This window comes from Microvirga ossetica (assembly GCF_002741015.1).
Lineage (GTDB): Bacteria > Pseudomonadota > Alphaproteobacteria > Rhizobiales > Beijerinckiaceae > Microvirga > Microvirga ossetica.
Genome location: NZ_CP016618.1, coordinates 424,457 through 448,251, shown reverse-complemented (window position 1 = coordinate 448,251; position 23,795 = coordinate 424,457). Strand labels below are relative to the sequence as shown.

Below are 23,795 nucleotides of genomic sequence, written 5' to 3'. Positions count from 1 at the left end.
GTCCTGTCTCCAATCCTCTGTGTACAATGTCTTTTCGACGGCGAACGGGAAACCGCGTCGCCCGAATGCGTTATGACCGTCTACTGTCGGCGGTACTCATCCTTGCCCTGCTGTCCCACCTTGCGCAGCAGCCTCACCCAAGCTGTCAGGCCGTCGTCGAGGGAAGACAGGCGGAAGAACTCGTTGGGAGCGTGATAGTCTTCATCCGAGATTGAGAATGAAAACATCACGGTATGCACACCGAGCTCGCGAGCCATAATGTCGGTCATGGGGAGCGTCGCCCCCATGCGGACCCTGATCGGGAGGGTCCCCAACGTCTCTGTCAGGGCCTGCTCGGCTGCCGCGAGCAGAGGGTGATCGGCCGGAAAAAGATATGCTCGCGAACCGCCTCGCTTCGCACCAAACGTGATCGTGGTCCCCTTGGGGGACTGGCGCAGCAGATGGTTCTTCACGACCTCCACCAGCCGCTCCGGGTCCTGCCCCGGCACCAGCCTCATCGTGATCTTGGCGTGGGCCTCATTCGGAATCACGGTCTTGCTGCCGGCCCCTGTATATCCACCCCACAGACCGTTCACCTCGAGTGTCGGACGAAGCCACAGGCGCTCCAACGTCGTGTATCCGGGCTCGCCATTCGGCGCGGTCCGAAGCTGACCGTAGAATGCCTCTTCGTCGAACGGGATCTGCGCCAGAGCCGACTGCTCCTGTTCCTGAAGCGGCTCGACACCATCGAAGAAGCCCTCCACGGCGATGCCGCCTTCAGGAGTTCTGAATGATGCGATCAGCTCCGCGATGACATGAAGTGCATTCGGAACCGCTCCGCCATAGCGACCGGAATGAAGGTCCTTGCTGGCCGTCGTGACGGTGAACTCGAAGCCCGCATTGCCGCGAGACGCAACCGTGATCGTCGGGAGATCCGCGCGCCATCGCGCGCCGTCCGCCGAGATGACCGCGTCAGCGGCGAGCAGATCGGCATAGCACCGGCACAAGGCGCCGAGCGTCGCACTACCGGTTTCCTCCTCGCCTTCGAGCAGCACCTTTACATTGACCGGTAGACTTCCCTCCTCTTGAAGGAATGCGCCTAAGACTTCCAGGGCGATGTGACTTGGGGCCTTATCGTCGGAGACCCCACGGGCGTAGATCCGCTCGTTCCTGAGGGTCGGCTCGAAGGGAGGCGAGGACCACTTTTCGAACGGGTCCGGCGGCTGAACATCGTAGTGGCCATAGATCAGGAAGGTCGGCTTGCCTGGAGCGCCGAGCCACTCCCCATAAATAGCGGGTTGGCCGCCCGCCTCCAAACGCTCGACCTTGCGAAGGCCGAGCGCTTGGAGGCGGTCGAGTAGAAAGTCCTGCGCGCCTCGCATGCCATCCGCATAGGCAGGATCGGCTCCAACCGATGGATGGCGCACGAAGGTATAAAGGCGCGACAGAATGCCTTCGCGGTCGGCTTTGAGCCGAGCCAGGACAGGATCGCTCATGAGCGCCCTCCATCGGCGGACAGAATCTGGCCTGATATCCAGGAGGCTTGCTCGCTCGCCAGAAACAGGACTGCGTTGGCAATATCATCAGGCCTGCCCAGCCGTTTGGTATGAATGGATTCGAGCAGCCGCTTCTGCCCATCCGGGCCATAGCAATCCCACTGACGCTCCGTTGTGGGGTTCGAAAGGACGAAACCAGGCGCTACGGAATTGACGGTGATCCCAAACGGTCCGAGCTCCCATGAGAGCTGCTTCGTCAACCCGACCAGCGCGTGCTTGGCTGCCGAATAGGCCTGGATGCCCGTCAGGCTCGGCCTCAGACCTGCGCCCGACGAAATTGTGATGATCCGGCCCCAGCCGGCCTTCTTCATGTAAGGGGCTGCGGCTTGCGCGAGCCAGAACGCTCCATCCACATTCGCCTTGAACAACACGTGCCAGTCGGATTCTGAAATTTCCTCGATGGCACGCCCGACCTGACCACGCACGCCACCCGCCGCAAGGGCAAGACCATCGAGCCGTCCTTCGGCTTCGGCAACCGACCGAACGAGTTCCGCTGCGGCCTGGCGCTCCGAGAGATCCCCCACATGAACAGAAGCTCCCAGCTCTTCCCCAGCCTGTCGCAGACCGGCCGCATCAATGTCGGCGAGATGGACACGAGCGCCCGCGTCGAGGAAGGTTTTCGCGATGGCGCGCCCAATCCCTTGGGCAGCACCGGTGACAATGACTACACGGTGGTCGAGACGGATTTGCATGTGGCGATAAGCCCCTTGAGAGTGTTGAAGGAAAGATGCCGATGGTCTGCGCAATCGTGATCTCGTTGAGCCCGTTTTGAGCCGACAGGACATAGCCGTCCTCGCGAAGGTGAGGCTTCAGGGCAGCGAGCGCATCAACTGTCTGATGCGCCTTCACAGCGAGAACGATCTTGCCGTAGGTGCCTGCCAGCTCACCCGGCGCCGCGGCCGGTATGACCTGGGTGAAAGTGTCGATCGGCCCTTCAATCTGCAGGCCTTGCGTACGGCAGGCCTCGACATGGTCGACGTCCAGATCAACGAGAAGGACGGGCACGCCCGCTCTCGCCCAATAGGCGCCGAGTGTGCCTCCGATGGCTCCCGCTCCCCAGATGACGACCGGCTCGGTCAGCGCGTCCCCGGCCATGGTCCCTCCAGCAATTCACGGGTTTCCAGGACGCCCGCCTCCCAGACCTTGAGCATCGCCTCGTCCGGTTTCTGATAGTTGCCTCCGAAGCTGCCGTCGCCCAGAAGGCGCCGAGCCTCCTCAGGCGGTGAGACGCGCATGAGTTCCCGATCCGGCGGCGCTTTGGGGCCTTCGGGATGTGAGACATTCGCCAGACGCGTCCAAGGGAAGTTCTCCATCCAGTTGGCGTGCGATCCTGATGTATCGATGGCCTGAACCTCCGCCCATGTCCTCGGCGCACTCCACCAGTTGTGGAACTTGATCGACATGTCGGTGTACTTCGCCATCAGCTCCTGGGCCAATGCACCCACAGGGGCATTTCCGCCATGGCCGTTGACGATCAGCACGCGGCGGAACCCTGCATGGCGCACGGAGGCGATCACGTCGCGCATGACGGCGAGCAGAGTTTCCACACGCAAAGACACAGTGCCCGGGAAGGCGATAAAATACGGAGCCAGTCCGTAAGGCATCACCGGAAAGACCGGAGTGCCCAGGGGCTCGGCCGCCTCGACGGCGACCCGCTCCGCCAGAATGGCATCAACGCAGAGGGAAAGCTGCGCATGCTGTTCCGTCGAACCGATCGGAACAACGCAGCGATCATCTCCTCGCAGGTAGGCCTCCACCTGCATCCAGTTCATGTCCGCAATTTTCAAGCTGAAGTCTCCTTTAGAGGCAGGCCGGCGCGCAATCGCTCGATGACGGGGAGAAGCTCACGCTGCACCGCATGCGGATCAGGCACATGCCGGTACTCGATCGCTTGAGCATTTGGCGAAACCTGATCGAGCACGCCTTCGGCGCCCGTGGCGTAGACCACCACATCGACACGATTGAGGAAGGCATTCAGATCGGGGTCGTCAGCCAACGCGACTGCGACGCTCTGTACATGCGGAGTGAACCGAAGGACACCTGGCTTCATCAAGGCCAGGAACTCAGGGAACACCGAGACGATCCCGATGCGCGCAACCGGGTCGATGCCGGCCAGACGCGTGCGGGTTTTCTCCGACGGGATGAAGCTGATGCTGATGACAGGGCTGGCTGGCGTGACCAGAGCCTCAACCTCCTGGCGCCGATTGGCCAAGGTCACGTAAAGGTCGGTGCGTCCGTTGCGCTCCGGGGAGGAGCGCAGTTGATCGATCGTGAGCGGATCGATCACGTCGTGATCCCGCAGCTGGCGCCGGATGTCGGCCGCGTAGGCCCTGGTGGCTTCCTTGAACACGCCGACCATCGTGATCCGGACCGGCCGGAGCTTGCGCGCCTTGACCCGGGCAATCCGGGCATTGAGCAAGGCTGCGAGTTCATCCGCCGCGACACCCACCGCTTCGGCCTCCGCCAGAAGCGCGTCCATGCTGGCTTCGATGCGTTGCATGGCATCGATCGTCTGGACCGTGTCCCGAGCAGGCTGGGCCACAAAGGTGCCGGCCCCCGGACGGGTCACGATCAGGCCAGCCTCGCGCAGCGTCTTGTAGACTCCGGAGACTGTCATCGGCGCCAGCCCACTCGCTTCGGCGAATTCCCGGACGGAGGGAAGCTGGGTTCCTGGCGCGAATTCACCGCAGGCAACCCCATATTCAATGAGGCCGCGAAGCTGGACCCCAAGGGGAACAGGAAGGGTTCTGTCCAATGCGGCGGCAACCATGCCTATAATTGGCGCGCCAAGCTGCTGTTCTAGGCGGCTAGCACGGGAGGTTGAGCCCCCCTCCGCTTTTCCCATCAAAGCCATGGTCCCGCTGATTGACTTTGCGTATGGTAAACACTTAGCATCCTAGTAGGCTATAACACAAGAACATGCCTTCCAGAACGCAAAGGGAAACACGATGGGATCGCTCTTTCCAAAGCTTGGACTGGCCGCAGCAGGATTAGCTGCCTCTCTACTTGCCGGCACGGCCGTGGAGGCCGCGACACGCGGCGGCAAGATGATCTACGGGCGCTATGCCGACTCTCTTTTCCTAGACCCGGTTCTGAACGACGCCAATGTCGATATCTGGGTCTTGACGAACCTTTACGACACGCTGCTTGCACCAACACCGGACGGTCAAAATGTCCAGCCGGGCCTGGCGACAAAGTGGGACCTGACCGATGACGGGAAATCCGTCGTTCTCAGCCTGCGGCCGAATGTGAAATTCGCCGACGGAACCCCGCTCACCACCGAGGACGTAAAATGGTCCCTCGACCGCGCCCGCGACCCGAAGGCCGGCGCCTGGAACTCATCCCTTTCATCCATCGACTCCATCGAGGTCAAGGATCCAGGAGCGATCGTCCTGAGGCTGAAGCATCCGGATCCGACCATCCTTCCGGCCCTTGCCACCTTCAATAGCGCGATCCTGCCCCAGAAGCTGTTCGAAGCGACTCCCGGAGCAAGCCCGGAAGACAAGGCCAAGGCTTTCGCCGAAAAGCCGATCGGCACGGGTCCTTTCCTCATGACGGAGTGGAAGCGCGGCGTTTCGATGAAACTGAAGCGCAATCCGTATTACTGGAAACAGGGCGAGGATGGGAAACCTCTGCCCTATCTCGATGAGCTCGAATTCCAAACCATTCCCGACGACGCAACGCGCCTTTTGAAGCTGAAGGCCGGTGAGATCGATGGCACGGAGTTCATTCCCTATGCCCGGGTCCAGGAACTGAAGAACGACCCCAATCTTCGCATGGAGCTCTGGCCCTCCACGCGTGTCGCCTACCTGACCATGAACGTGAGGCCGACCTTGAAGGACGGCAAGCCCAACCCGCTGTCGAACGAGAAGGTGCGGCAAGCGCTCAATTATGCCGTCAACAAGAACGCCGTCATCCAGATCACGACCCTGGGCCTTGGCAAGCCGCTGCAGTCGTTCATGTCCTCGACGACGCCCCTCTTCTACGGTCCGGCGCCGCTCTACAACAACGATGCGGCGAAGGCTAAGGCGTTGATGAACGAAGCGGGCTTCGGCAATGGCTTCGAAATGTCGTGCCTTGCTCTCTCGGGCAATGGCGACGATACAAACAATCTCACAGCCGTTCAGCAGATGTGGAGCCAGCTCGGAGTGAAGCTCCGGATCGACCAGGTTGACAACGCGACCCGCACGGCGCGCTACCGCGAGGGCGATTTCCAGTGCCGCACGTCAGCCTGGACAAACGACATCTCCGATCCGAGCCAGATCACGTCCTACTTCGCCTATTTCCCGAACATCGAGTCGCTGCACTCCGGTTTCCAGAACAAGCGCATCGACGAGCTGTTCCTCAAGAGCCAGCAGGAGAACAACCTGGAGGCCCGCAGGGCGCAGTACAAGGAGATCCAGGAGATCTACAACAGCGCGGCCCCCATCATCTATCTCTACGAGACGCCTTATCCGGTTGCCTTCCGGAAGAATGCCAAGGGGTTCGTGCAGATCCCGCTCGGCAACAACCTGTTCGAGGCAGCCTACGTCGAGAAGTAAGGCAGTGGCCCGGGTCAGGGACTCGGGCCAACCCTTCCGGAGGCGGAGGTCCCGGTGCATAGAGCGACTTACGTTGCGACCCGTTTGCTGCAGATGATCCCAACCCTGTTGCTGATCGGGGTCGCCGTATTCATCATTGCCCGCTTGCTGCCTGGCGACTCCGTCTCCGCCATGCTCGGCGACAGGGCCACCGATGAAGCCATCCAACGACTGACGCGCCAGCTCGGTCTGGATCAGTCGATCTTTGCCCAGTTCATCGCGTTTCTGCAGGCCATCGGGCGCGGCGAGTTCGGCACATCCCTGGCCTTTCGTGTTCCTGTGACCAGCCTCATTGCCGAGCGGCTCCCGGTTACGCTCATGCTGACCGGGCTGGCGACGCTGATCGCAATCATTCTGTCCGTGCCCCTGGCCTTTTGCGCTGCCCTGCAGGCCAACCGCTGGCCGGACCTCCTGATCCGCTCCGTTTTTCAGGTGGGGCTTTCGTCACCCATATTCTTTGTCGGACTGGTTCTGCTCACGGTGTTCGCTGCCTGGTTGCATATCTTCCCCGTCGGCGGCTATGGGGAGGGTTTCCTCGACAACCTGCACCATCTTTTCTTACCAGCCCTGACGCTGGCTCTGAGCTTCGCCGCCGTGATCATGCGCAGCCTGCGGGCCTCCATTCTGCAGGTACTGCGGGCGGAGTTCGTGGATTTCGCCAAGGCCAAGGGCCTTTCAGGCCGCATCATCCTGTTCCGGCACGTGATGCGCAATGCCCTGATCGCCACCGTCACCCTCATCGGCCTCCATATCGGCCAGCTCCTCGGCGGCGCCGTCATCACGGAGAGCGTCTTTGCCGTGCCGGGTGTCGGACGCCTGATGGTCGACAGCATCTTCGCCAGGGACTACCCGGTGATCCAGAGCCTGACCCTCGTCCTCGCGCTCCTGGTCTCCATTGCTTTTCTCGTCACCGACATCATCCAGATGTGGCTGGATCCCAGGGTGGGCCGCTCATGATCGCCGCAACGCTCTCGCGGCGCCTCAAGCGCCCACCGGCCTCGGCCATCGTCGGGTTCGTAATCCTTTTCCTCGTTCTGCTTTGCGCCGTGGCACCGCAGCTGGTGGCGCCTTATGACCCTCTGGCCTTCGATTTCGCGGCTCTGCTGCAGCCCCCGACATGGGCACATCCCTTCGGCACCGATCAGTTCGGGCGCGATATTCTCTCGCGCGTCATCGCGGCCTCTCAGATCGATCTGCAGATCGCCTTCTTCGCCACCATCGGCCCCATCATCGTGGGCAGCCTCGTCGGTCTCTTGGTCGGCTATTTCGGCGGCGTGCCGGATGCCATCTTCGGCCGGATCGTGGATCTCGTGGTGACGTTCCCGTTTCTCGTTCTCGTCATCGCCATCGTGGCGGTGCTCGGGCCGGGCCTCATCAACATGTACATCGCCATCGGCGTGGTGGGCTGGGTGTTTTACGCCCGACTTATGCGGGCCGAGGTCCTGGTGCAGCGCCAGAACGAGTACGTGGCGGCAGCCCGCGTGCTCGGCTACAGCGTGCCGCGCATCCTGTTTCGCCATATCCTGCCGAATGCGATCCGCCCCGTGATCGTCTACTGGGTCACCGACATGGCCCTCGCGATCCTGCTGGGATCGAGCCTCGGTTATCTCGGCCTGGGAGCGCAGCCTCCGACAGCCGAATGGGGCGTGCTCGTGGCGGATGGCAAGAACTTCTTCACCCAGGCACCGTGGATGTGCTTCTTCCCCGGCCTCGCGGTCGTGGTCTGCGGGCTTGGATTCAGTCTCACCGGCGACGGACTCGCCGATCTTCTCGACGTGAAGCGATGATGGTCGGCGTTGAACCCCTGCTCCGTGTCAGCGGCCTGCACGTCTCGTTCGAGACGAGCCGCGGCTCCATCAGGGCTGTGGACGGCGTCGATCTCGAGGTCAGGACGGGCGAGGTCCTCGGACTGGTTGGCGAGTCGGGATCCGGCAAGAGCGTCACGCTCCGATCGATCACCAGGATCCTGCACCCGAACGCACGTGTGAAGGGCCAGGTGTTCTGGCGCGGCGAGGATCTGCTGCATATGCCTGAGACGCGTCTTCACGCCGTGCGTGGCGCCGAGATCGCCATGATCTTTCAGGAGCCGATGACCGCGCTGAATCCCGTCCTTCCCATCGGGCTTCAGATCGACGAAGCGCTCGTCGCTCACACGAGCTTGAGCCGCGCGGCACGGCGCAAGCGGGCAATCGAGCTTCTGGGCCTCGTCGGCATTCCGTCGGCGGCGGAACGACTGGGCAACTACCCGCACGAATTTTCGGGCGGGATGCGCCAGCGCGCCATGATCGCCATCGCGCTGGCGGCAGAACCCAAGCTCCTTCTCGCAGACGAGCCGACAACGGCCCTTGACGTCACGATCCAAGATCAGATCCTCAAGCTTCTCCTCCGGCTCGTCGATGAGCTGGGTATGGCCATGATCCTCGTGACGCACGATCTCGGCGTTGTCGCCGAGACCTGCAGCCAGGTCGCGGTCATGTATGCGGGACGGATCGCAGAGGCAGGCCCGGTCGAAGCCCTCTTTCATCATCCACGCCACGCCTACACTCACGCCTTGCTGAACTCTATGCCAGACAGCACCGCGGCCCGGGTCGCCCTGAAGCCCATCCCTGGACAGCCGCCCCGATTGGACCGGCCCATCCCGGGCTGCCCTTTCATTCCACGCTGCACATGGGCGACTCCTCCCTGCGAGGTGCAGCCGCCTCTCGTCCCGGTCGCGCCCGGCCATGTCTCAGCCTGTACGGCCGCCCATCGTCTGCCGAGTCGGATCGTCCCTGTATGAGCACACCCGGCGACATTCTCCTGCGGGCTCAGAGCCTGAGAAAATCCTTCTCCTTGCAACGAACCTTGCAGGATGTTCTGCAACGGCGCCCCAAGCGGCTGCTCCGGGCCGTCAATGGCGTCAGCTTCGATGTCCGGCGCGGCGAAACGCTCGGGATCGTGGGCGAGTCTGGATGCGGAAAGTCGACGCTCGCACGATGCTTGGTGCGGCTTCACGAGCCTGACAGCGGCACTCTGACCTTCAACGAGCAGGACGTGCTCGCCTTATCGGGCCCCGAGCGGCGGACGTATAACCGTCGGGTCCAGATGATTTTTCAGGATCCCTACAGTTCGCTCAACCCGCGTCTGACGGTCCGCCAATGTCTCGCGGAGGCTCTCTCGGTCCATAGAATTGTTCCGGCGTCAGAAATCAACGCACGCGTGGATCGCCTCTTGGACCTCGTCCATCTGCCTCGCGAAGCGGCGGACCGCTACCCGCACGAGTTTTCCGGCGGCCAGCGCCAACGCATCGGCATCGCGCGTGCCCTGGCGGTGGAGCCAGAAATCATCATCGCCGACGAGCCGGTCTCCGCGCTCGACGTCTCGGTCCAGGCCCAGATCGTGAACCTGCTTCTGGAGTTGCAGAACGAGCTTGGGCTTGCGCTGATTTTCATCACGCATGACCTGCGCCTCGTCCATCACATCGCCCACCGGATCGCCGTCATGTACCTCGGGGCCATCATGGAAATCGGGCCGACGGAGGACATCTTCGCCTCCGCGCGGCACCCCTATACCCGTGCGCTTCTCGCCGCTGTGCCCAGACTCGTGCCGGGTCGCCGCTCGGGCGCGACCGCCGTCCAGGGCGAGCTTCCGAGCCCGCTCGCCCCGCCACCCGGATGTCCGTTCCATCCGCGCTGTCCCATGGCGCAGGCGATCTGCCGACAGGAGGTGCCAGAGCTGGAGTTGCGGGGTGGCCACTGGCCGGCAGCCTGCCACTTCGCAGCCCCCGTCGAAGCGCCCGCCGATCTCTCCCGCCAGGACATCTCACTGCCATGAGCCCCGTTTCGACGACCTGTCTCAGAAGCATGACGACCCTCTGCGGGCCGCACTGTGTCTGCACCCGCTTTCACTCACATCGATCACACACGAGAGCTGTCATGAGCGCGCTCCCCATCCTCCGCACCGGCAAGGCACGCATTGAGCAGGGTTTCGTCCGTCCATATCCCGATCTCGAGCTGCCGTTTGGAATCATCGAAGGCGCGCAGGATGGACCGTGTCTTCTCGTGACGGCTGGCGTACACGGCTCCGAATTCTGTTCCATAGAGGCGGCGCTCCGCCTTCTCAAACTCCCGCCGGAGGAGATCCGGGGAACGCTGCTTGTGCTCCCGATCCTCAATGTCCAGGGCTTCCGCAAGCGCAGCATCTATGTGGTGCCGGAGGACGGCAAAAATCTCAACCGCGTCTTTCCCGGCCATGTCGACGGCACTGCAAGTGAACGCCTGGCGGCTTGGCTGGTCGGATCGGTATTCCCGCTGGCCAACGCCTATCTCGATCTCCATGGCGGCGATCTTAACGAAGAACTGATGCCTTTCTCGATTTTTACCCGCGGCGACGAGCGCGCGGAAGCCATAGCCCGGGCCTTCGGCCTGCCGATCATCGTGTCGAGCCGCGGCACGGGCCGGACAATCTCGGCGGCCGCGGAACTGGGCGTGCCGGGAATCATTGCCGAAGTGAGTGGCAACGGCCTGTGGAATGACGAGAGTGTCGCTATGCTTACGGCAGGCATACATCAGGTCATGCACATGCTTGGCATGAGGGGAACAGCCCCCGAACCTGCTGCCTCTTCCATCGTGACGATGACCGTTCCGTGCTCTGCGGTCCAGGGTCTATGGTATCCCCGACACCAACTGGGGGATAAAGTCGCAACAGACCAATCCGTAGGCGAAGTTCGTGACGTGTTCGGCAATGTTCTCAGTACAATCACGTCTCCAGTGGACGGCTTTGTACTCTACCAGTTGACGAGTCTGTCGGTGAACGAGGGCGAGGCGCTAATCGGCATTGCCGCAGCGGTCTAAACTGCCGGTTTGCCCACAAGTCCAAAGCTCAACGTAAACGTTACGCTTTCTGCAACCGCACATATTGCATGGCTCAGGGGCTTCCGAACGGCAGCATCCTCACTCATGTCGCCAACTGCTGGCTGTGTTGCACGGATCGGTTGGTGAACGTATTGAGCCCACCCAATGCCGTTAGTTTAGGCGATGCGAACGGACTTCGGGCGTCCAAGCTCAAGCATCCCGTTCAAGGCCTGAACGGCGATGGTGACCTCTGTCCTGCGACGCCGATCCGTCCGAGAGCGCAATGCATTCCCAAGCACCCGTTTCAGCCGGCTGATGGCGCCCTCTATGAGGGCTTGTCGAGTGTACCCGGACCTCTTCTGCCAGGGAGCTTCAGCTCTGACTGGCGATGCCAACCAAGTTCATTCATCTGAGGAGTGCCATTACAGAACGAGAGCGACAGCGGTGGCACCCGTCACAAGCAGCATCGCGACCAACAAAGCCCGCACAGCGTCCTCGTGCAACCAGCCATGTCATCTCGGCCGAGAGGTATCAGTGCTAGTTCGCAGCTCTTGGCTGCGTGCATTCGGGAAGGCTGACGGGCTTGACCAGCTTCGCCAACGTCTCGGGCGGCGCGCAGGCGGGAAAGCCGGCTTTGCGCATCGTCTCGATGAGGCGCTGGCGCTCGGCCTCGCTCCAGTCCGGCGTGCTGACATAGCCCTGGATCGTGATGCCTGGGAAGCGCTTGAGCGTCTCCGCGACGGCGGCATTCGCCTCGTCTATCCGGCCGAGGGCAGCGAACACCGCGGCTCGCCGAACCGAAAAGCCGCGGCTCCACTGATCCGGCGTCCGCCGCTCGATCATGTGCAACGCATCGTCATATCGCCCCGCATTGAAGTAGGCATAGCTGAATTGGCTCGCGTGCCATGGCAGGTGGTGCGGGTTGAGCCGGATGGCCCGGTCGGCGGCCTCGGCGCCGCGCTCCGGCTTGCCGAAGCTGCTGGCCCAGCCGGCGTAGAAGGTCAGGATCTCCGCCGAGCCCGGATTGAGACGAAGCGACTCCTCGTACTCGGCCTCGGCCCGCACGAAGTCACCCGCCTGACCGAAGGCGTTACCCATGGCCGCATGCGCCTCCGCATCGCTGGGGTCGAGCGCCACAGCGCGCTCGGCTGCATCGCGTGCTGCACGCCGCCCCGTGGTCTCGTCCGCACCGAAACCGACCGTGCCGAGATAGGCCCAGGAGAGCTCGATCCAGGCCCGAGCGAGTGTCGGGTCCAGCGTCACGGCCTGCCTGAGCAGCCGGACGGCATCATCGTTGCTGTCCTTGGTGGACTGCTCGAGCCTTTCCGTGCCGAGCAGGTAAAGCTCATACGCGCCAAGGTTGTCGGGCCGCTTGCGCTTCGCCGCCTTGCGCCCCGCTTCCTGGATGAGCCCCGCCCCGCTGCCGAGCCGGTTGGCGACCTGCTCGGCAAGGTCGGTCTGCAAAGCAAACACTTCCTCGACCGCGCGGTCCCACCGGTTCGACCAGAGGTGGGTTCCGGTCTTCGCGTCGATGAGCTGCACGGTCGCGCGCAGGCGCTCACCCTCACGCTGGAAGGAGCCCTCCAGCACGTAGCCGACCCCAAGGTCCTTTCCGACCTGACGCACATCCACGGCCTTGCCCCTGTAGATCCCGGTCGAGTTGCGGGAGACGACCTCGAATTCGGGAAAGCGGGCAAGATCGGTGATGATGTCCTCGGTGATTCCATCGGCCAGACGGGTCGTGGCCTCGTCGCCACCGAGATTGTTGAACGGCAGCACCGCGATGGACGGTTTGCTGGCATAGGCGGGCGCGGCAGGCCAGAGCCACCAGCCCACGGCGCCCCCTGTGAGCAGCAGGATGGCGGCGGCCGCAGCGAGCCCGCGCCGTGTCAGCAATCTGAAGGAAAGCACTCCTGGCAATGATGTCCCGCGTCGGATCCGGTATGTCCGGATCGGGCGCTCGATGTTCTTGACCCGCTGCTCGCCCGCAAACTCGATCAGCAGGTCGATCTTGCCCTGAAGGTGGTCATAGGCCGTGCCGGAGATCAGCACACCGCCGGGTTCGCAGATCTGTTCCAGCCGCGCCGCGATGTTCACACCGTCGCCGAGCAGGTCGTCCCCCTCAACCACGACATCGCCAAGGTTGATCCCGATGCGGAAGACGATCCGGCGCTCTGGCAGGACGCCATCCTGGCGATCCGCCACTCCCTTCTGCACCGCCACGGCACAGGCCACCGCGTCCACCACCGAGCCGAACTCGGCGAGCGCTCCGTCGCCCATCAGCTTGACGATGCGGCCGTGATGCTCGGCCAGGAGCGGATCGATGACCTCGCGCCGCAAGGCTTTTAGGGCAGCAAGGGTCCCGGCTTCGTCCATTTCCACGAGATGGGAGTACCCGACGACGTCCGCCGCCAGGATCGCCACCAACCGGCGCTCAACCCATGCTGTCGCCATGGCTGGTTCTCCATGAGGAGATCTGCCGGCTGAAGCCGGGCAGTCGGCCGCCCAGTCATTCAACCAAGGCAACGTCGCAACACTGCCTGGTCATCATACCACGGTGGCAATCCCGCAGCGACGGCCCAACCGCAGGGCCTCTCAGGACTGGCTCATGATCCGCGAGGGACTCGGCACCATTTCCGGACGTGCGGCGCACCAGGCGATTGTGCTTCAGGGTCGGATGTCCCTGCGCATCGAACGGGAGCGGTGGGGCATTGCCGTCGCCGCCCCGCAGTCTCTACCCGCCGAACAGCCCTCGGAAGCGCTTGAGCACCGAGCCCCCGTCGCCTCCCGTCGGTTCGGGCACCGCCCTCGCCGAAGGCGCCGATACGGTCTGCGGGATACCTGCGCCGGTCCGCATAGGACTCGTTGGGGCCTGCGACGCGTAGGAGATCGTGGAAGTGGGCGTTTGCCGCGGCTTCCCGTTCGCCGTGAGAACGACCTCCTGCGGCCCGGTGGCCAGGGCCTCAGGGCGGCTGATGTCGCCGAGGCGTTTGCGGGCGTTGGCGTCGACCGCCAGCGAGCCGCCCTCCTCGGCATCGCCGGACAGCGCCTGCCGGAAGCTCTGGTGCTGCCCGCCGTCGGCATAGACCAGATTGACAGGCTGCACGCCATTGGCCGCCAACGCAGTCACCCGCCGATCGTCAGTCTGCCCCTTCTGCGCGACGGCGGCCATGACCGAGGCATCGCCGCTGAAGGCATACTGCCCGCTGGCGCCGGACACGCGCGGCTCGTCCTTGGCGATCTCGAAGTAGTCGGAGCCCTCCTTGAGGTTCCGCCAGAAGGCGATGTTCGGATCGAGGCGATGCTTGGCGAGGTTCTCAGCCGTCATCCGGAACGGATACGACTGAAACTGGAAGCCGCGCTGGCCGCCGGCGAAGGCATCGCGGGCAAGCGCATAGACCTCTGAGATCGCCACGTCCGTCATGCCGAAGCAGCCGCTCGACGAGCACGAGCCGTGCACCATCAGGTGCGCTCCCGTCCGGCCATGCGCGCGATCGTACTCGTTTGGGTAACCGAGGTTGAACGAGAGTAGAGCTGCGAGTTCGGGTTCATCTGCGCGGGAGTGATCGTGTAGAAGCCCTCCGGCGCCTGACGGTCACCCTCGCGGATCTTCGGCCCGAGCTGGCCCGACCAGCGGCACATCGGGTAGGTCTTGAGGAGCGCGTACCGACCGTCGCGGCCCCGCTTCCAGACCTCGATCTCGGATTCCTTCTTGTAGGATCGCATCAGGATCGGGTCGTTCTGCGACATGCCCTTCGATTCCATCAGCGCCATGGTGGCGGGCGGGATCGGCGCCAGGTGGCGCGTGGACATGTTCTGGCCTTGGCAGGCGGCGAGCGCGAGCACGAGGCCCGCAGCCAATGCGATACGCTTCATCAGGGGATCCCCGCATTCTGTCTGCCCGAACGTCGCGCCGGACAGTTCCCCGTTTCGTTTGACCGTCGGCGTCGAGCCTGCCTACCGCAGGTTCGGCCAAGTCGGATCAGAGCTTGCCGTCAAGTCCGGCAGGATTGAGGCATGCGGCGCGCATTCCCGTGATCCACACAGCCGAAGCGACGGCATCACTCCCGTTCCCCGGCCCCGAGCAGGCGCATAGCGTTGGCGGTCACCAGCACCGTGGCGCCGGTGTCGGCTCCGGAATGCAGGCAACGGGCCAGCCTTGGCCATTGAAGTAACCGGGATCGGCAGCCCCGGGTTCCCGGATCCCAATGCTGTCCGGATCCACGCACCCGGCGGTCGCGGGGCATCGGCTCACCTGCCTCCGGCTTGTCCACATTCCGCTTTGGAACTTCGGTGATGCCGTGCCGTTAGTCGCCGCATCAATGCCTTGCACCCTTTGACCCGAAGCCAGGAGAACCTTTCATGGCCGCAAAACAGAAGACGCTCGACGACCTCTTCCTTCACACCCTGAAGGACATCTACTACGCCGAGAAGCAGATCCTGAAGGCCCTGCCGAAGATGGCCAAGGGCGCAGAGTCGGACGAGCTCAAGGCCGCCTTCCAGACCCATCGCGAGCAGACGCAAGGGCAGATCGAGCGCCTCGAGCAGATCTTCGAGCTCCTTGGTAAGCCCGCGCGCGGCGTGCCCTGCGAGGCGATCAAGGGGATCATCGACGAGGGCACCGAGATCATGGAGGACTTCGCCGACAGTCCGGCTCTCGATGCCGGCATCCTGTCCGCGGCCCAGGCGGTCGAGCATTACGAGATCACCCGCTATGGCACACTCAAAACCTGGGCCCAGGAGCTCGGGCTGACCGAGGCCGCGACGCTGCTCGATCAGACCCTTCAGGAGGAGAAGGAAACGGACGCCCTTCTCTCCCGACTGGCCGAGGCCCGGGTCAACGTCAAGGCGGCGTAGGCCTCGCCCGCCGCCGACGTGGGCCATCCGACGTTGGGGTTTAACCTGGCCAAGGGACAGGGCCGTGTTCGTCGACTCCGCACGAGACCATCCCCACTCATGTCGGACCTGCGATGCAGCCCTGCTCCTATGACCTTGGCCCCGGCCTCGAGGCCGGGCTCGCAGATCCGTCAGGCGGCCGCATCATGGCACGGGCGCCCTGCGGCATCCGTTGGAACGAGGGGCCAAGCGACACGGTTGTTTCGGCATCGGGCGGGCCATCGCAGAAGAGCCGCGCTCACGGATGAGGAACAGACGCCATGACGCACAGATTTGGGATCGGCCAGCTCGTGCGGCCACGGGAACGCCTTCGCGAGAATACCGGGATCTACGAGATCCTGGGTCTTCTGCCCTCCGGATCGGACGACGAGCCCCTCTACCGGATCAAGGCAGCGGCAGGGCCGGTCCAGCGCGTTGTACGTGAAGCCGACATCGTGCCGGCATCCGCGTCCTCGCAAGCGAACGGCTGAACAGGCTCCGCCCCCGGCGCATCATCCGAACCAGGAACGATCGGCGAGATGATCCCGATGCGCATGGCCGTCATGGCAGCCCTGTTTCCCGGGATCTCCGCTGCCCAGAGTGATGTTTGGACCCTCGAACTCCTGGAGCGATACGCCTCTGGGTCAGGGACGGCGGGTTCGCCTGTCCCATGGCCACGAGGGTCACGGAGGTCGGTTCCGGTGACCGAGACACGGCGTTCAAGGTCATCTGCGGTCCTGCCGCGACCGCCGTCACCGGGGAGGAGGTTGCGTACCGCCTGGAGGTGCGTCCGAACGACACCCGGCTTGTGGAGCCGTGGCAGGAGTAGCCCGCCTCAGGGGATCACTGCGCCGCCGCGGATCCGAGGATTGCGTCCTTGCTCCTGCTGAAGATGCTCATGGTGTGATTCCGTTGAAGCTGTACGCCAGCGTCCCCTGCCATCGGCACATAGAGTCGGCATCAGACAAGGCAATGATGCCCGTACGATCGGCCCGTTCCGTCGGCCTCGGCAGGAATGGACCTGTTCCACGATGCGTCGTGACCTCTAACGGTCAGCTCAGGGTCGAGAGTGTGTCAAAACGCAAACGGGCCGCTCCGTGGAGCAATTAGATTTCTTGCAAGCCCTGATAGACCGGGAAATCCCCGGTAGATGAGAGTGAACTTGTCCGAATAGTTCGTCGAGGCGGGGCTTGTAAGAGTTTTGACACACTCTCGGTCAAGAGGAGCCCATGGCCTCTCCGTCGGAAGGTCCGCTCACCCTTAGGTACTAGAGGTTCGCTCTCTACTCGGGCACACCAGAGCCAACGAATCATTCCTAGCACCCTGCAGGGATGAACGTATACCCCTTCAACGGGCCTCCAGTGAGTTTCTTCACGATCGGTGAGTCATTCCTGAGGTCGAACACGAACATCGAGGCGTTTGACGTCGCTACGAACGGTAGTTTGTCTGCCGGCAGGACCGCATCGTCCGGATTGGCTTCTTGCGTCTCCCAGGAGCCGGCTTAGTGGAAAACGAAAGTACAACCAGAATGCGTGGGCGATGATCTCAGGCGGAAAGCTATGGCGTTTGTAGCTGACGGGCTTGATTATGCCCGTCCATCGCTCCCACCCTCGGGTTAATGTGACATCACCCGCCGCTACTATTCTGGCATAAAGAAATAATTGAACGTGTAATTTGGCAAGCTGCATCGGCAGCTTCTCAAGGGCCCGGCGCTCGTCATCGTTGAGCGCAAAGATGCTCTCGCTCTTGCGGATGAGCGGATTGTCTTGAGAGGGGAAAGAAGCGTGCACGTGACACTCCGGCAGTTACAGGCGGGAGCACACGTCTCTCTCAGGTATCAGCGCCTATGATCGTTTGCTGATAATCAATCGCTTATGGCATCCACATGAATGTCCGTCTTTGATCCAGGTTAGTTTCGCCTGAAACCTGTCTATACAACAAGGACCCACATTCATCGTCGCCGTTCTGGAGAGAGCGCTGCCACATTTCTAAAACCTCCAAAAAAGTTAAAGGCTCTTATCGATCAGCCTTCAACCCTTGCGCTTCACGCTCCAAGTATCTCCGCGTGATTGGCTCGATCATGCCATAGATTGCTTGAGCCGTCTTTTCCTCCTCCCGGAGCGTTTCTTCGAGAGCCGGCACAAACTTCTGATGGCCGGCAGCCTCGGCCATGACGATCAGGGACTTGTAGGAAGCAATCTCGAAATTCTCGAAAGCATGGTTGGCGAAAGTGTTCTTGAGAACCTCGTCGGCCATCGGCATGTGCCCGACCGCTGCCATGTTGGCCATGAACTGGGTCGCCATGTCCTTCAAAAGCGAGCGGTCCTCTCCGAAAGTGTGCAGGATGTCATCGAGACGGCGGATCTGCCCTTCCGTTTCGCGAAGGTGCTGCTGCAGGAGCTGCGACATCTCAGGATAGTTTTCGAAGCGCTCAAGCTGGCGTTGCATGAGCTGGACCGCTTCCTTCTCAAGAGCATGAGCATTCTGAAGGCCGGTGATGAAAATAGTCTTGATGCTTTCGGAATGGGTCAGATCAGTGTTGCCTGATGTAGCAACGGTCATAATGAACATCCTTATCTCACGATTCCGGACTCCAACTATGGCCGGAAACACTTGTTCCATGCCGGCTCGCTCTGGGGACACGATCCGGCACAAGCATTTATCGAGATTGGATAATAGCGAGGAGCGTGAGAGTTCTGGCGGAGCCTCGGATCAGGCGACAATCGGATTGGCTCTAATAGATCAGGAGCAGATTATCGTCCCCGTGGCGCACTCATGATCACAATCGTTCTGCGACGATCCTAACAAAATCGGCTCTGCCGCGTTGGTATCCCGCCGCACGCAGAACGTAAGCTCTGTTAGGTGCCGTAACCACGGCAGGAGACATACCATGGATCGCCGCCTTGTCTTGGCAGGTTTGACTGCCGCAATCACTGCCCCCACCCTAGCGCAGACCAGCGGATCCCCAGCTACCAGACAACCGGGTACAACCGGGGCAACCTCCGGCGCGGGCAGCATGGGCGGGCAGCCGATGACGCAGGCTGACATGCAGCACATGCAGCTGGGCATGGTGGCCCTTGAAACCAGCCAAATCGCGCAGCAGAAGGCGAAGAATGCCGATTTGAAGCAGTTTGCTACCTTCGAGGTGCAGGAGCAGACCACTCTCGCCGAGGTCCTGCGGTCCATGCTGGAGCCTGCCGCGACTGGATCGGCGGCTCAACCAAGTGCTGGATCAGCCGCCGCCGCGCCACCCGTGCAAATCGATGCTAAAAGCCGGGAGATGATCCAGAAACTTCAGAACACCCAATCGGGTGAAGTCTTCGATCATCAGTATCTTCAGGGACAAATGGAGGGACACAAGGGTCTGCTGCAGGTGCAGACGCAGTATTTGCAAAGCAATCCTCAGAACCGCGAACATGTGAACGTCGCGAAACTGGCTCGCGGCATGATCACCGAACACATTGCCTTGTTGGAGGATATTCAAAGCAAGATGAAGTGATCCTTTTGGCACGCGTGGTGGGTGAAGTGCACCTCACCGGGCACTGGTCGACTCACTTGACCGGCCTTCGATGGGCGACAATCCGCCCTTCAGTCTGAAGATGCCGTTGAAACCCTGGGCCAGCTTGTTGTGCTTTTTCTTGCAGTCCCGATCGGCTCGGTGCAGAGCCAAACGATCGGGACCGCGCGGCGCTGTCTGGCGGCGGGCAGATGGCTACGCCCTGAGGGGTTGAAGTCCTATCCGCGAATGTCGCAGATTACTCCTTTTGCCAAGTGCGTCATACCGCGCGGACCAACTTAAGTGAATGCCAGCGTCCCTGGCCTCCTCTACCCAGCCGGTCATGAGCGGAGACGTCGCAGATCAGCCCCGTTGCTTGGTCGTCGAAGATCACACACTCATTGCTATGTCGATCGAGACCTACCTGGAGGAGGCCGGCATTGCTGTAGCGACTGTTGGTTCCTTGGCTGAGGCACGAAGCTGGCTGGAGGCCAACGCAGCCGACATCGCTATTGTTGACTTTATGCTCAAGGATGGGCCCGCCACAGAGCTGGTGGGAGAACTCAATCGACACGCCACCCCACTCGTCATCTACTCCGGCTACTCTCCGCGCCAAGGCATCCCCGCTGAGCTTCAGGGTGTGCCATGGCTCGATAAGCCAACAAGTCGGAATGACTTGTTGAAGGTGGTGTTGAAGACCCTCATGGCCGTGTCGGGACAGGCATCATCCGCGCCTCCTCTTCATCTTGATCGTCACCCTTACAGCCGATCCCAAGCTATGCAGAAACCTGTTACCGGCAGCGATGATCCAGCATAGCGGTTAATACATAAGTTGCGACAAGTGTCGTCAGACCTCCCAGTGGCGCCTGATGACAGGTCATCAACGCCACAGTTGACATGCTGAATCTGGTTCCGAATGACTTCTCATTCTATCATCCGCATGCTTGTGCGCTGTTGCCCGGCCGTTTCTCGTGAGAACCGGAGCATGATGCATGAGAAGGCTCGTAGCTTTACAGCAATCCCAACAGTGATCGCTGGTACCTGATCCGCGATGTCTCGGGTGAGGTGTTCATCAGACACGAGGCGACATGGCCTTCGGAGGTCATGTCGCCCACATCGAGATTGGAACCTTCCTGAGTTCGGGACAGCGATCGGAGCATCAGGAGTTGCTTCGTCTGATCGGGATACTGGTCGAGGAACATCCCATTAACGCGTTTTGGGCGTCGCAGCGGCAGAGACAAGTGGGACCGCTGACCATCCGAGCCCAGAGCAGCTGGACGCAGGCCTCACGGGCGCCCCATCCGCCCTGCCGCTGTCCTCTCTCCTGGTTCGATCCGGACCCGTGTCGTGGCCCGGCTGCCTTTGCGCTCATGGGTGAGCTCAACCTCCTGACCGACGGGCGTCAGGCCAATCGCATTGCGCAATTGCACTGCGCTCTTGATGGCAATCCCATCCACAGCGGTGACCACATCGCCTTTGACGAGGCCAGCCCGGGCAGCAGGCGAGCCTGGCTCGATGCTGCCGATCACGGCACCCTGGCCCGAGCGCGAGCCCAGTGCCTCGGCGAGATCGGGCGTCAGATCCTGGATTGCGACCCCGATCCGCCCGCGCCGCACCTCACCATGCGCGATGATCTGGTCCATGACGCGCCGGACCATGTTGATCGGCACCGCAAAGCCGATGCCGACATTGCCGCCCGTGCGCGACAGGATAGCCGTGTTGATCCCGATGAGCCGGCCGTCGAGGGTCACAAGCGCCCCACCGGAGTTACCTGGGTTGATGGAGGCGTCCGTCTGGATGAAGTCCTCGTAGCCTTCGATGCCGAGGCCCGTGCGCCCGAGGGCCGACACGATCCCGGATGTGACCGTCTGTCCCAGCCCGAAGGGATTGCCGATGGCCAGCACGAAATCCCCCACTTCCAGGCGATCGCTGTCGCCGAGCGGCACGGGCGTGAGGTGATCGGACTTGATCCGCAGAACGGCGATGTCGGTGTCGGGATCCCGGCCGATCAGGTCGGCCGGGAAGCGCCGGTTGTCCTTGGTCGTAACCTCGATCGCGGCGGCTTTCTCGATCACGTGGTTGTTGGTCAGCACGTAGCCGCGCTCCGCGTCGACGATCACGCCTGAACCCGCCGCGTGCGTCTCGCGCCGGACGGCCTCATCGGGAATGCCGAACAGCTGGCGGAACTGCGGATCCTGCAGCAGTGGATTATCGACAGTCTCCACCACCCGCGTCGCAATGTTGACCACCCCCGGGGTGACGGCCCGCACGAGGGGAGCGACAGTTGCCTTCTGCGGATCCGGCAGCGTCGCCCAACCAGGCACAGGCGCGAGGGTTGAAGCACAGGCGAGGATCGCCGCTGCAGTCAGGCGCTGGAGATTGAGAACCTTGCGTCCGTCATGTGCGATCATCACAGGATCTCCTTGCAAGCACTCTTGCTGATCTGTTCTGTCCAAGCCCCGGCTAAACAGTGCGCTCCTTCGATGGGAGTTGGTCCCAGGACAAGGGATTCGCTCTCGGGTACGGCCGAAGCCCGCGGAGAAGCGAAATGGGTTCCTGTCCAGGGTCTCCGACCCTAAGCTGCAAGGGCTCTCTCATCCCAGTGGTAGGGGACGATGAAGGCTGCGGGCGCCGCCGGGTCAGGGCTGCGCTCTGTGTTGACCAGCCGCAGGGCCGCCCTAACCTCGTCCAGCTGCGAGGGCTCGCCTCCTGGCATGCCCTCGGCATCGGCAAGATCGAGCAGATACTCGTCCCACGCCCAGCGAACGAGGATTTCCCGCTTGCAGTCGATCGTCAGCAGCGGATGGCGCACGACGTCGTGCGGCGTGTCGAAGACGGAGGCTGGGTTGACGAAAGCGCGTTCGAGATCCGGCAGGAAGAGTGCATGGCGGTGACTGTAGCGGTCGCGCAGCCAGAACGCCCACGGCACGATCTCGGCAGGACCGGCTCCTGCTGCCCACTCGTCGGCAGGGAGATCTGAGACGTCAGGCAAATGGGTGGAATCGCCCTTTCCATCTCTCACGAGCCAGGATTGTTCTCGGGCCAGAAACGGCGATGGGAATCGAGTGTATCCAGTTCTGATCGTTTGCTGCTCCATTGCACTCCTCCAGGTGCAGATCTTTCGATGATTGGGTTGGTCTCAATTGATGGGGAATGGCCCGAGCCAGAGGTGCAGCCCGAGACTTGCGGTGAACAAAAGCGCCGCCTCGTCCCAGGCGGTCAGGTGCGATGCCAGCGGGCGGTCGCCCCGCATGAGCGCAAAGCCGATTGAAGTTATACCTGCCAGGAGTAGGAGTCCTGCGAACGCGGCCGGCATCAGGTGGGGAGGCGCGAGGGCAGCAAAGCACAGACAGAATGCTACTACCATGCAGCAGCGCTCGAGCGCTTCTCGGTTGATCGCCTGCGGGCTGTGGCGGCCCTTGTGCGGGTCGAGCCAGTCGGGCAGCCGGGGCCAGTCGCCGGGATTGAACGTGGTCATGGCACCCTCGCCTCTTAATGGAGCGCGCTGCCGTCGAGCCCCTGCAGGGCGTCGAGAATGTCGTCCAGTGGCACGAGAGCACCGGTCTCGGGGAGCTTGCGCCAGTCTGGCAGGTTCTCTACGGCGCAGGCATCCGAGGCCCAGCCGGCAAGGATTGCCCGCTTCGCGCTGGTGTCCAAGAGGGGATACGCCAGAACCTCCTGCGGGTTGCTGAACGGACGAATCTCTGCCTTGAGCTGATCGCCGCGCCCGTGGGCATTCAGTGGAAGGGACGATCCTGATGGGTTACGGACGGGTTGCAGATCAATGGTCACTTGGTCCATGGTTTCCTTTCTCCATCGAGCGAAGGGTTGGGTTCGGGCAGCCGACCAGCCCGCCCGAACCCAGCCATCTTGCGGCTAATGTTTGGTCTCCTCACCCTTTTGGTTGACGGCGATGCGTTTCGCGTTCGGCTTGCTCTCCGGCGATTTCGGCATCGTGACGGTGAGCACGCCGTTCCTGAAGACAGCATCGATCTTGTCTTCCTCCACGTCCCAAGCGAGCGGGATGCGCCGTTCGAAGCGGCCGTAGGACCGCTCGCTGAAGGCGCGGTCCTGGTCCTCGATCTCGGACTTCTTCTCGCCGCGGAAGGTGAGGACCCCATCACCCATCAGGACCTCGAAGTCCTTTTCCTCAAGGCCGGGCAACTCGGCCGAGATGCGCACATCCTTGTCGGTCTCGCTCACCTCCACGCTCGGCTAGCCCGCCATGCGGCCCACGCCACTGAGCGTACTGAGCGGAGCAACGTCGAAGGTGCGGAAGACGTCATCAAAGAGCCGGTTCATCTCGCGATGCAGGGTCATGAAGGGATCGCCTTCCTCGCGATAGCGGCTCGGGGTCGTCTGCTGGTTGCGACCCCAGGGAATGAGATCGCGCATGGTCATCATGAATCCTCCTTGTCTGTTCAGTCCGCGCCAAGCGGATGAGGCCAGCGCCACTCCTGGACCAGCGTCGACCTCA

At 62.4% G+C, this 23,795-nt stretch carries 24 protein-coding genes and 2 pseudogenes; 11 read left to right on the top strand and 15 right to left on the bottom strand.

Annotation, left to right across the window (positions count from 1 at the left end):
* Nucleotides 1–80: 80 nt before the first annotated feature.
* Genes BB934_RS36650 through BB934_RS36630 form a run of 5 tightly spaced genes read right to left on the bottom strand, consistent with a single transcriptional unit; the run spans nucleotide 81 to nucleotide 4,305 of the window.
* Entirely contained in the window at nucleotides 81–1,475 is a 1,395-nt protein-coding gene (locus BB934_RS36650; RefSeq protein ID WP_099514663.1) for a dipeptidase, read from the bottom strand.
* Nucleotides 1,472–2,227, bottom strand: a complete 756-nt coding sequence (locus BB934_RS36645) for an SDR family NAD(P)-dependent oxidoreductase (protein ID WP_099514662.1) — start codon at nucleotides 2,225–2,227, stop codon at nucleotides 1,472–1,474. The genes BB934_RS36650 and BB934_RS36645 overlap by 4 nt, the downstream gene beginning before the upstream one ends.
* Nucleotides 2,109–2,630, bottom strand: coding sequence for a ketopantoate reductase family protein (locus BB934_RS36640; RefSeq protein ID WP_157934549.1), 522 nt, complete (start codon nucleotides 2,628–2,630; stop codon nucleotides 2,109–2,111). The genes BB934_RS36645 and BB934_RS36640 overlap by 119 nt, the downstream gene beginning before the upstream one ends.
* A complete protein-coding gene (locus tag BB934_RS36635; RefSeq protein ID WP_099514661.1) occupies nucleotides 2,612–3,322 on the bottom strand; it encodes a creatininase family protein in 711 nt (236 codons plus the stop codon). Before BB934_RS36635 ends, BB934_RS36640 begins: the two co-directional genes overlap by 19 nt.
* Nucleotides 3,319–4,305 carry a GntR family transcriptional regulator gene (locus BB934_RS36630; protein WP_237050553.1) on the bottom strand — a complete coding sequence of 329 codons (987 nt, stop codon included), beginning with the start codon at nucleotides 4,303–4,305 and terminating at the stop codon, nucleotides 3,319–3,321. Before BB934_RS36630 ends, BB934_RS36635 begins: the two co-directional genes overlap by 4 nt.
* Before the next feature lie 178 nt (nucleotides 4,306–4,483).
* On the opposite strand from BB934_RS36630, the gene BB934_RS36625 reads away from it, so the two are divergent.
* The 6 genes from BB934_RS36625 (at nucleotide 4,484) to BB934_RS36600 (ending at nucleotide 10,947) form a co-directional block, all read left to right on the top strand.
* Nucleotides 4,484–6,076: an ABC transporter substrate-binding protein gene (locus BB934_RS36625; RefSeq protein ID WP_099514659.1), complete on the top strand. Its 1,593-nt coding sequence runs from the start codon at nucleotides 4,484–4,486 to the stop codon at nucleotides 6,074–6,076.
* Nucleotides 6,077–6,130: 54 nt separating this feature from the next.
* Complete coding sequence (locus tag BB934_RS36620; RefSeq protein ID WP_099514658.1) at nucleotides 6,131–7,072, top strand: ABC transporter permease; 942 nt, start codon at nucleotides 6,131–6,133, stop codon at nucleotides 7,070–7,072.
* The gene (locus BB934_RS36615; RefSeq protein WP_099514657.1) at nucleotides 7,069–7,902 is read left to right on the top strand and encodes an ABC transporter permease; all 834 of its coding nucleotides are present in this window, start codon (nucleotides 7,069–7,071) and stop codon (nucleotides 7,900–7,902) included. Before BB934_RS36620 ends, BB934_RS36615 begins: the two co-directional genes overlap by 4 nt.
* On the top strand, nucleotides 7,899–8,894 hold the full coding sequence (locus BB934_RS36610; protein WP_099514656.1) for an ABC transporter ATP-binding protein: 996 nt from the start codon (nucleotides 7,899–7,901) through the stop codon (nucleotides 8,892–8,894). Before BB934_RS36615 ends, BB934_RS36610 begins: the two co-directional genes overlap by 4 nt.
* Nucleotides 8,891–9,928, top strand: coding sequence for an ABC transporter ATP-binding protein (locus BB934_RS36605; protein ID WP_099514655.1), 1,038 nt, complete (start codon nucleotides 8,891–8,893; stop codon nucleotides 9,926–9,928). The genes BB934_RS36610 and BB934_RS36605 overlap by 4 nt, the downstream gene beginning before the upstream one ends.
* A gap of 101 nt (nucleotides 9,929–10,029) precedes the next feature.
* On the top strand, nucleotides 10,030–10,947 hold the full coding sequence (locus tag BB934_RS36600) for a succinylglutamate desuccinylase/aspartoacylase family protein (protein WP_157934547.1): 918 nt from the start codon (nucleotides 10,030–10,032) through the stop codon (nucleotides 10,945–10,947).
* A 537-nt stretch (nucleotides 10,948–11,484) separates the two neighbouring features.
* Here BB934_RS36600 and BB934_RS36590 read toward each other — a convergent pair.
* From BB934_RS36590 to BB934_RS51235, 3 genes are all read right to left on the bottom strand, one after another.
* The gene (locus BB934_RS36590) at nucleotides 11,485–13,401 is read right to left on the bottom strand and encodes an adenylate/guanylate cyclase domain-containing protein (RefSeq protein ID WP_099514653.1); all 1,917 of its coding nucleotides are present in this window, start codon (nucleotides 13,399–13,401) and stop codon (nucleotides 11,485–11,487) included.
* A gap of 280 nt (nucleotides 13,402–13,681) precedes the next feature.
* Entirely contained in the window at nucleotides 13,682–14,410 is a 729-nt protein-coding gene (locus tag BB934_RS51240) for a hypothetical protein (RefSeq protein ID WP_418294803.1), read from the bottom strand.
* On the bottom strand, nucleotides 14,410–14,823 hold the full coding sequence (locus BB934_RS51235) for a L,D-transpeptidase family protein (protein ID WP_418294802.1): 414 nt from the start codon (nucleotides 14,821–14,823) through the stop codon (nucleotides 14,410–14,412). The genes BB934_RS51240 and BB934_RS51235 overlap by 1 nt, the downstream gene beginning before the upstream one ends.
* Nucleotides 14,824–15,309: 486 nt before the next feature.
* On the opposite strand from BB934_RS51235, the gene BB934_RS36580 reads away from it, so the two are divergent.
* The 3 genes from BB934_RS36580 (at nucleotide 15,310) to BB934_RS47870 (ending at nucleotide 16,651) form a co-directional block, all read left to right on the top strand.
* Complete coding sequence (locus tag BB934_RS36580) at nucleotides 15,310–15,804, top strand: YciE/YciF ferroxidase family protein (RefSeq protein WP_099514652.1); 495 nt, start codon at nucleotides 15,310–15,312, stop codon at nucleotides 15,802–15,804.
* A 299-nt stretch (nucleotides 15,805–16,103) separates the two neighbouring features.
* Nucleotides 16,104–16,313, top strand: coding sequence for a hypothetical protein (locus BB934_RS36575; RefSeq protein ID WP_099514651.1), 210 nt, complete (start codon nucleotides 16,104–16,106; stop codon nucleotides 16,311–16,313).
* Nucleotides 16,314–16,492: 179 nt separating this feature from the next.
* Complete coding sequence (locus BB934_RS47870; RefSeq protein ID WP_157934546.1) at nucleotides 16,493–16,651, top strand: hypothetical protein; 159 nt, start codon at nucleotides 16,493–16,495, stop codon at nucleotides 16,649–16,651.
* Between the two features lie 670 nt (nucleotides 16,652–17,321).
* On the opposite strand, the pseudogene BB934_RS36570 reads toward BB934_RS47870, so the two are convergent.
* Nucleotides 17,322–17,411, bottom strand: a pseudogene (locus BB934_RS36570) (IS6 family transposase); the annotation flags it as partial.
* Between the two features lie 427 nt (nucleotides 17,412–17,838).
* Nucleotides 17,839–18,384 (bottom strand): ferritin-like domain-containing protein, encoded by a 546-nt coding sequence (locus BB934_RS36565; RefSeq protein ID WP_099514868.1) that lies wholly within the window; start codon nucleotides 18,382–18,384, stop codon nucleotides 17,839–17,841.
* 328 nt (nucleotides 18,385–18,712) lie between these two features.
* On the opposite strand from BB934_RS36565, the gene BB934_RS36560 reads away from it, so the two are divergent.
* The gene (locus BB934_RS36560) at nucleotides 18,713–19,321 is read left to right on the top strand and encodes a DUF4142 domain-containing protein (RefSeq protein ID WP_099514650.1); all 609 of its coding nucleotides are present in this window, start codon (nucleotides 18,713–18,715) and stop codon (nucleotides 19,319–19,321) included.
* Nucleotides 19,322–19,625: 304 nt separating this feature from the next.
* Nucleotides 19,626–20,135 (top strand): response regulator, encoded by a 510-nt coding sequence (locus BB934_RS36555; RefSeq protein WP_099514649.1) that lies wholly within the window; start codon nucleotides 19,626–19,628, stop codon nucleotides 20,133–20,135.
* A gap of 469 nt (nucleotides 20,136–20,604) precedes the next feature.
* Here the strand turns inward: BB934_RS36555 and BB934_RS36545 are convergent, their stop codons facing one another.
* The 5 genes and pseudogenes from BB934_RS36545 to BB934_RS36525 form a co-directional block, all read right to left on the bottom strand.
* Nucleotides 20,605–21,729 (bottom strand): Do family serine endopeptidase, encoded by a 1,125-nt coding sequence (locus BB934_RS36545; protein WP_099514647.1) that lies wholly within the window; start codon nucleotides 21,727–21,729, stop codon nucleotides 20,605–20,607.
* 164 nt (nucleotides 21,730–21,893) lie between these two features.
* The gene (locus tag BB934_RS36540) at nucleotides 21,894–22,310 is read right to left on the bottom strand and encodes a hypothetical protein (protein ID WP_157934544.1); all 417 of its coding nucleotides are present in this window, start codon (nucleotides 22,308–22,310) and stop codon (nucleotides 21,894–21,896) included.
* A 147-nt stretch (nucleotides 22,311–22,457) separates the two neighbouring features.
* Nucleotides 22,458–22,796, bottom strand: coding sequence for a hypothetical protein (locus BB934_RS36535; protein ID WP_099514645.1), 339 nt, complete (start codon nucleotides 22,794–22,796; stop codon nucleotides 22,458–22,460).
* Between the two features lie 14 nt (nucleotides 22,797–22,810).
* Nucleotides 22,811–23,119 (bottom strand): hypothetical protein, encoded by a 309-nt coding sequence (locus tag BB934_RS36530; protein ID WP_099514644.1) that lies wholly within the window; start codon nucleotides 23,117–23,119, stop codon nucleotides 22,811–22,813.
* Between the two features lie 75 nt (nucleotides 23,120–23,194).
* Nucleotides 23,195–23,719 (bottom strand): annotated as a pseudogene (locus tag BB934_RS36525) (Hsp20/alpha crystallin family protein).
* Between the last annotated feature and the right edge of the window lie 76 nt (nucleotides 23,720–23,795).

Coding starts and splice junctions, on each gene's coding strand:
- BB934_RS47870 (WP_157934546.1), top strand. CDS start 16,493: ATGGCCACGAGGGTCACGGAGGTCGGTTCCGGTGACCGAGACACGGCG.
- BB934_RS36605 (WP_099514655.1), top strand. CDS start 8,891: ATGAGCACACCCGGCGACATTCTCCTGCGGGCTCAGAGCCTGAGAAAA.
- BB934_RS36555 (WP_099514649.1), top strand. CDS start 19,626: ATGCCAGCGTCCCTGGCCTCCTCTACCCAGCCGGTCATGAGCGGAGAC.
- BB934_RS36645 (WP_099514662.1), bottom strand. CDS start 2,227: ATGCAAATCCGTCTCGACCACCGTGTAGTCATTGTCACCGGTGCTGCC.
- BB934_RS36545 (WP_099514647.1), bottom strand. CDS start 21,729: ATGATCGCACATGACGGACGCAAGGTTCTCAATCTCCAGCGCCTGACT.
- BB934_RS36650 (WP_099514663.1), bottom strand. CDS start 1,475: ATGAGCGATCCTGTCCTGGCTCGGCTCAAAGCCGACCGCGAAGGCATT.
- BB934_RS36640 (WP_157934549.1), bottom strand. CDS start 2,630: ATGGCCGGGGACGCGCTGACCGAGCCGGTCGTCATCTGGGGAGCGGGA.
- BB934_RS36630 (WP_237050553.1), bottom strand. CDS start 4,305: ATGGTTGCCGCCGCATTGGACAGAACCCTTCCTGTTCCCCTTGGGGTC.
- BB934_RS36565 (WP_099514868.1), bottom strand. CDS start 18,384: ATGACCGTTGCTACATCAGGCAACACTGATCTGACCCATTCCGAAAGC.
- BB934_RS36560 (WP_099514650.1), top strand. CDS start 18,713: ATGGATCGCCGCCTTGTCTTGGCAGGTTTGACTGCCGCAATCACTGCC.
- BB934_RS36530 (WP_099514644.1), bottom strand. CDS start 23,119: ATGGACCAAGTGACCATTGATCTGCAACCCGTCCGTAACCCATCAGGA.
- BB934_RS36575 (WP_099514651.1), top strand. CDS start 16,104: ATGACGCACAGATTTGGGATCGGCCAGCTCGTGCGGCCACGGGAACGC.
- BB934_RS36580 (WP_099514652.1), top strand. CDS start 15,310: ATGGCCGCAAAACAGAAGACGCTCGACGACCTCTTCCTTCACACCCTG.
- BB934_RS36610 (WP_099514656.1), top strand. CDS start 7,899: ATGATGGTCGGCGTTGAACCCCTGCTCCGTGTCAGCGGCCTGCACGTC.
- BB934_RS51240 (WP_418294803.1), bottom strand. CDS start 14,410: ATGGTGCACGGCTCGTGCTCGTCGAGCGGCTGCTTCGGCATGACGGAC.
- BB934_RS36615 (WP_099514657.1), top strand. CDS start 7,069: ATGATCGCCGCAACGCTCTCGCGGCGCCTCAAGCGCCCACCGGCCTCG.
- BB934_RS36590 (WP_099514653.1), bottom strand. CDS start 13,401: ATGGCGACAGCATGGGTTGAGCGCCGGTTGGTGGCGATCCTGGCGGCG.
- BB934_RS36625 (WP_099514659.1), top strand. CDS start 4,484: ATGGGATCGCTCTTTCCAAAGCTTGGACTGGCCGCAGCAGGATTAGCT.
- BB934_RS36600 (WP_157934547.1), top strand. CDS start 10,030: ATGAGCGCGCTCCCCATCCTCCGCACCGGCAAGGCACGCATTGAGCAG.
- BB934_RS51235 (WP_418294802.1), bottom strand. CDS start 14,823: ATGAAGCGTATCGCATTGGCTGCGGGCCTCGTGCTCGCGCTCGCCGCC.
- BB934_RS36535 (WP_099514645.1), bottom strand. CDS start 22,796: ATGACCACGTTCAATCCCGGCGACTGGCCCCGGCTGCCCGACTGGCTC.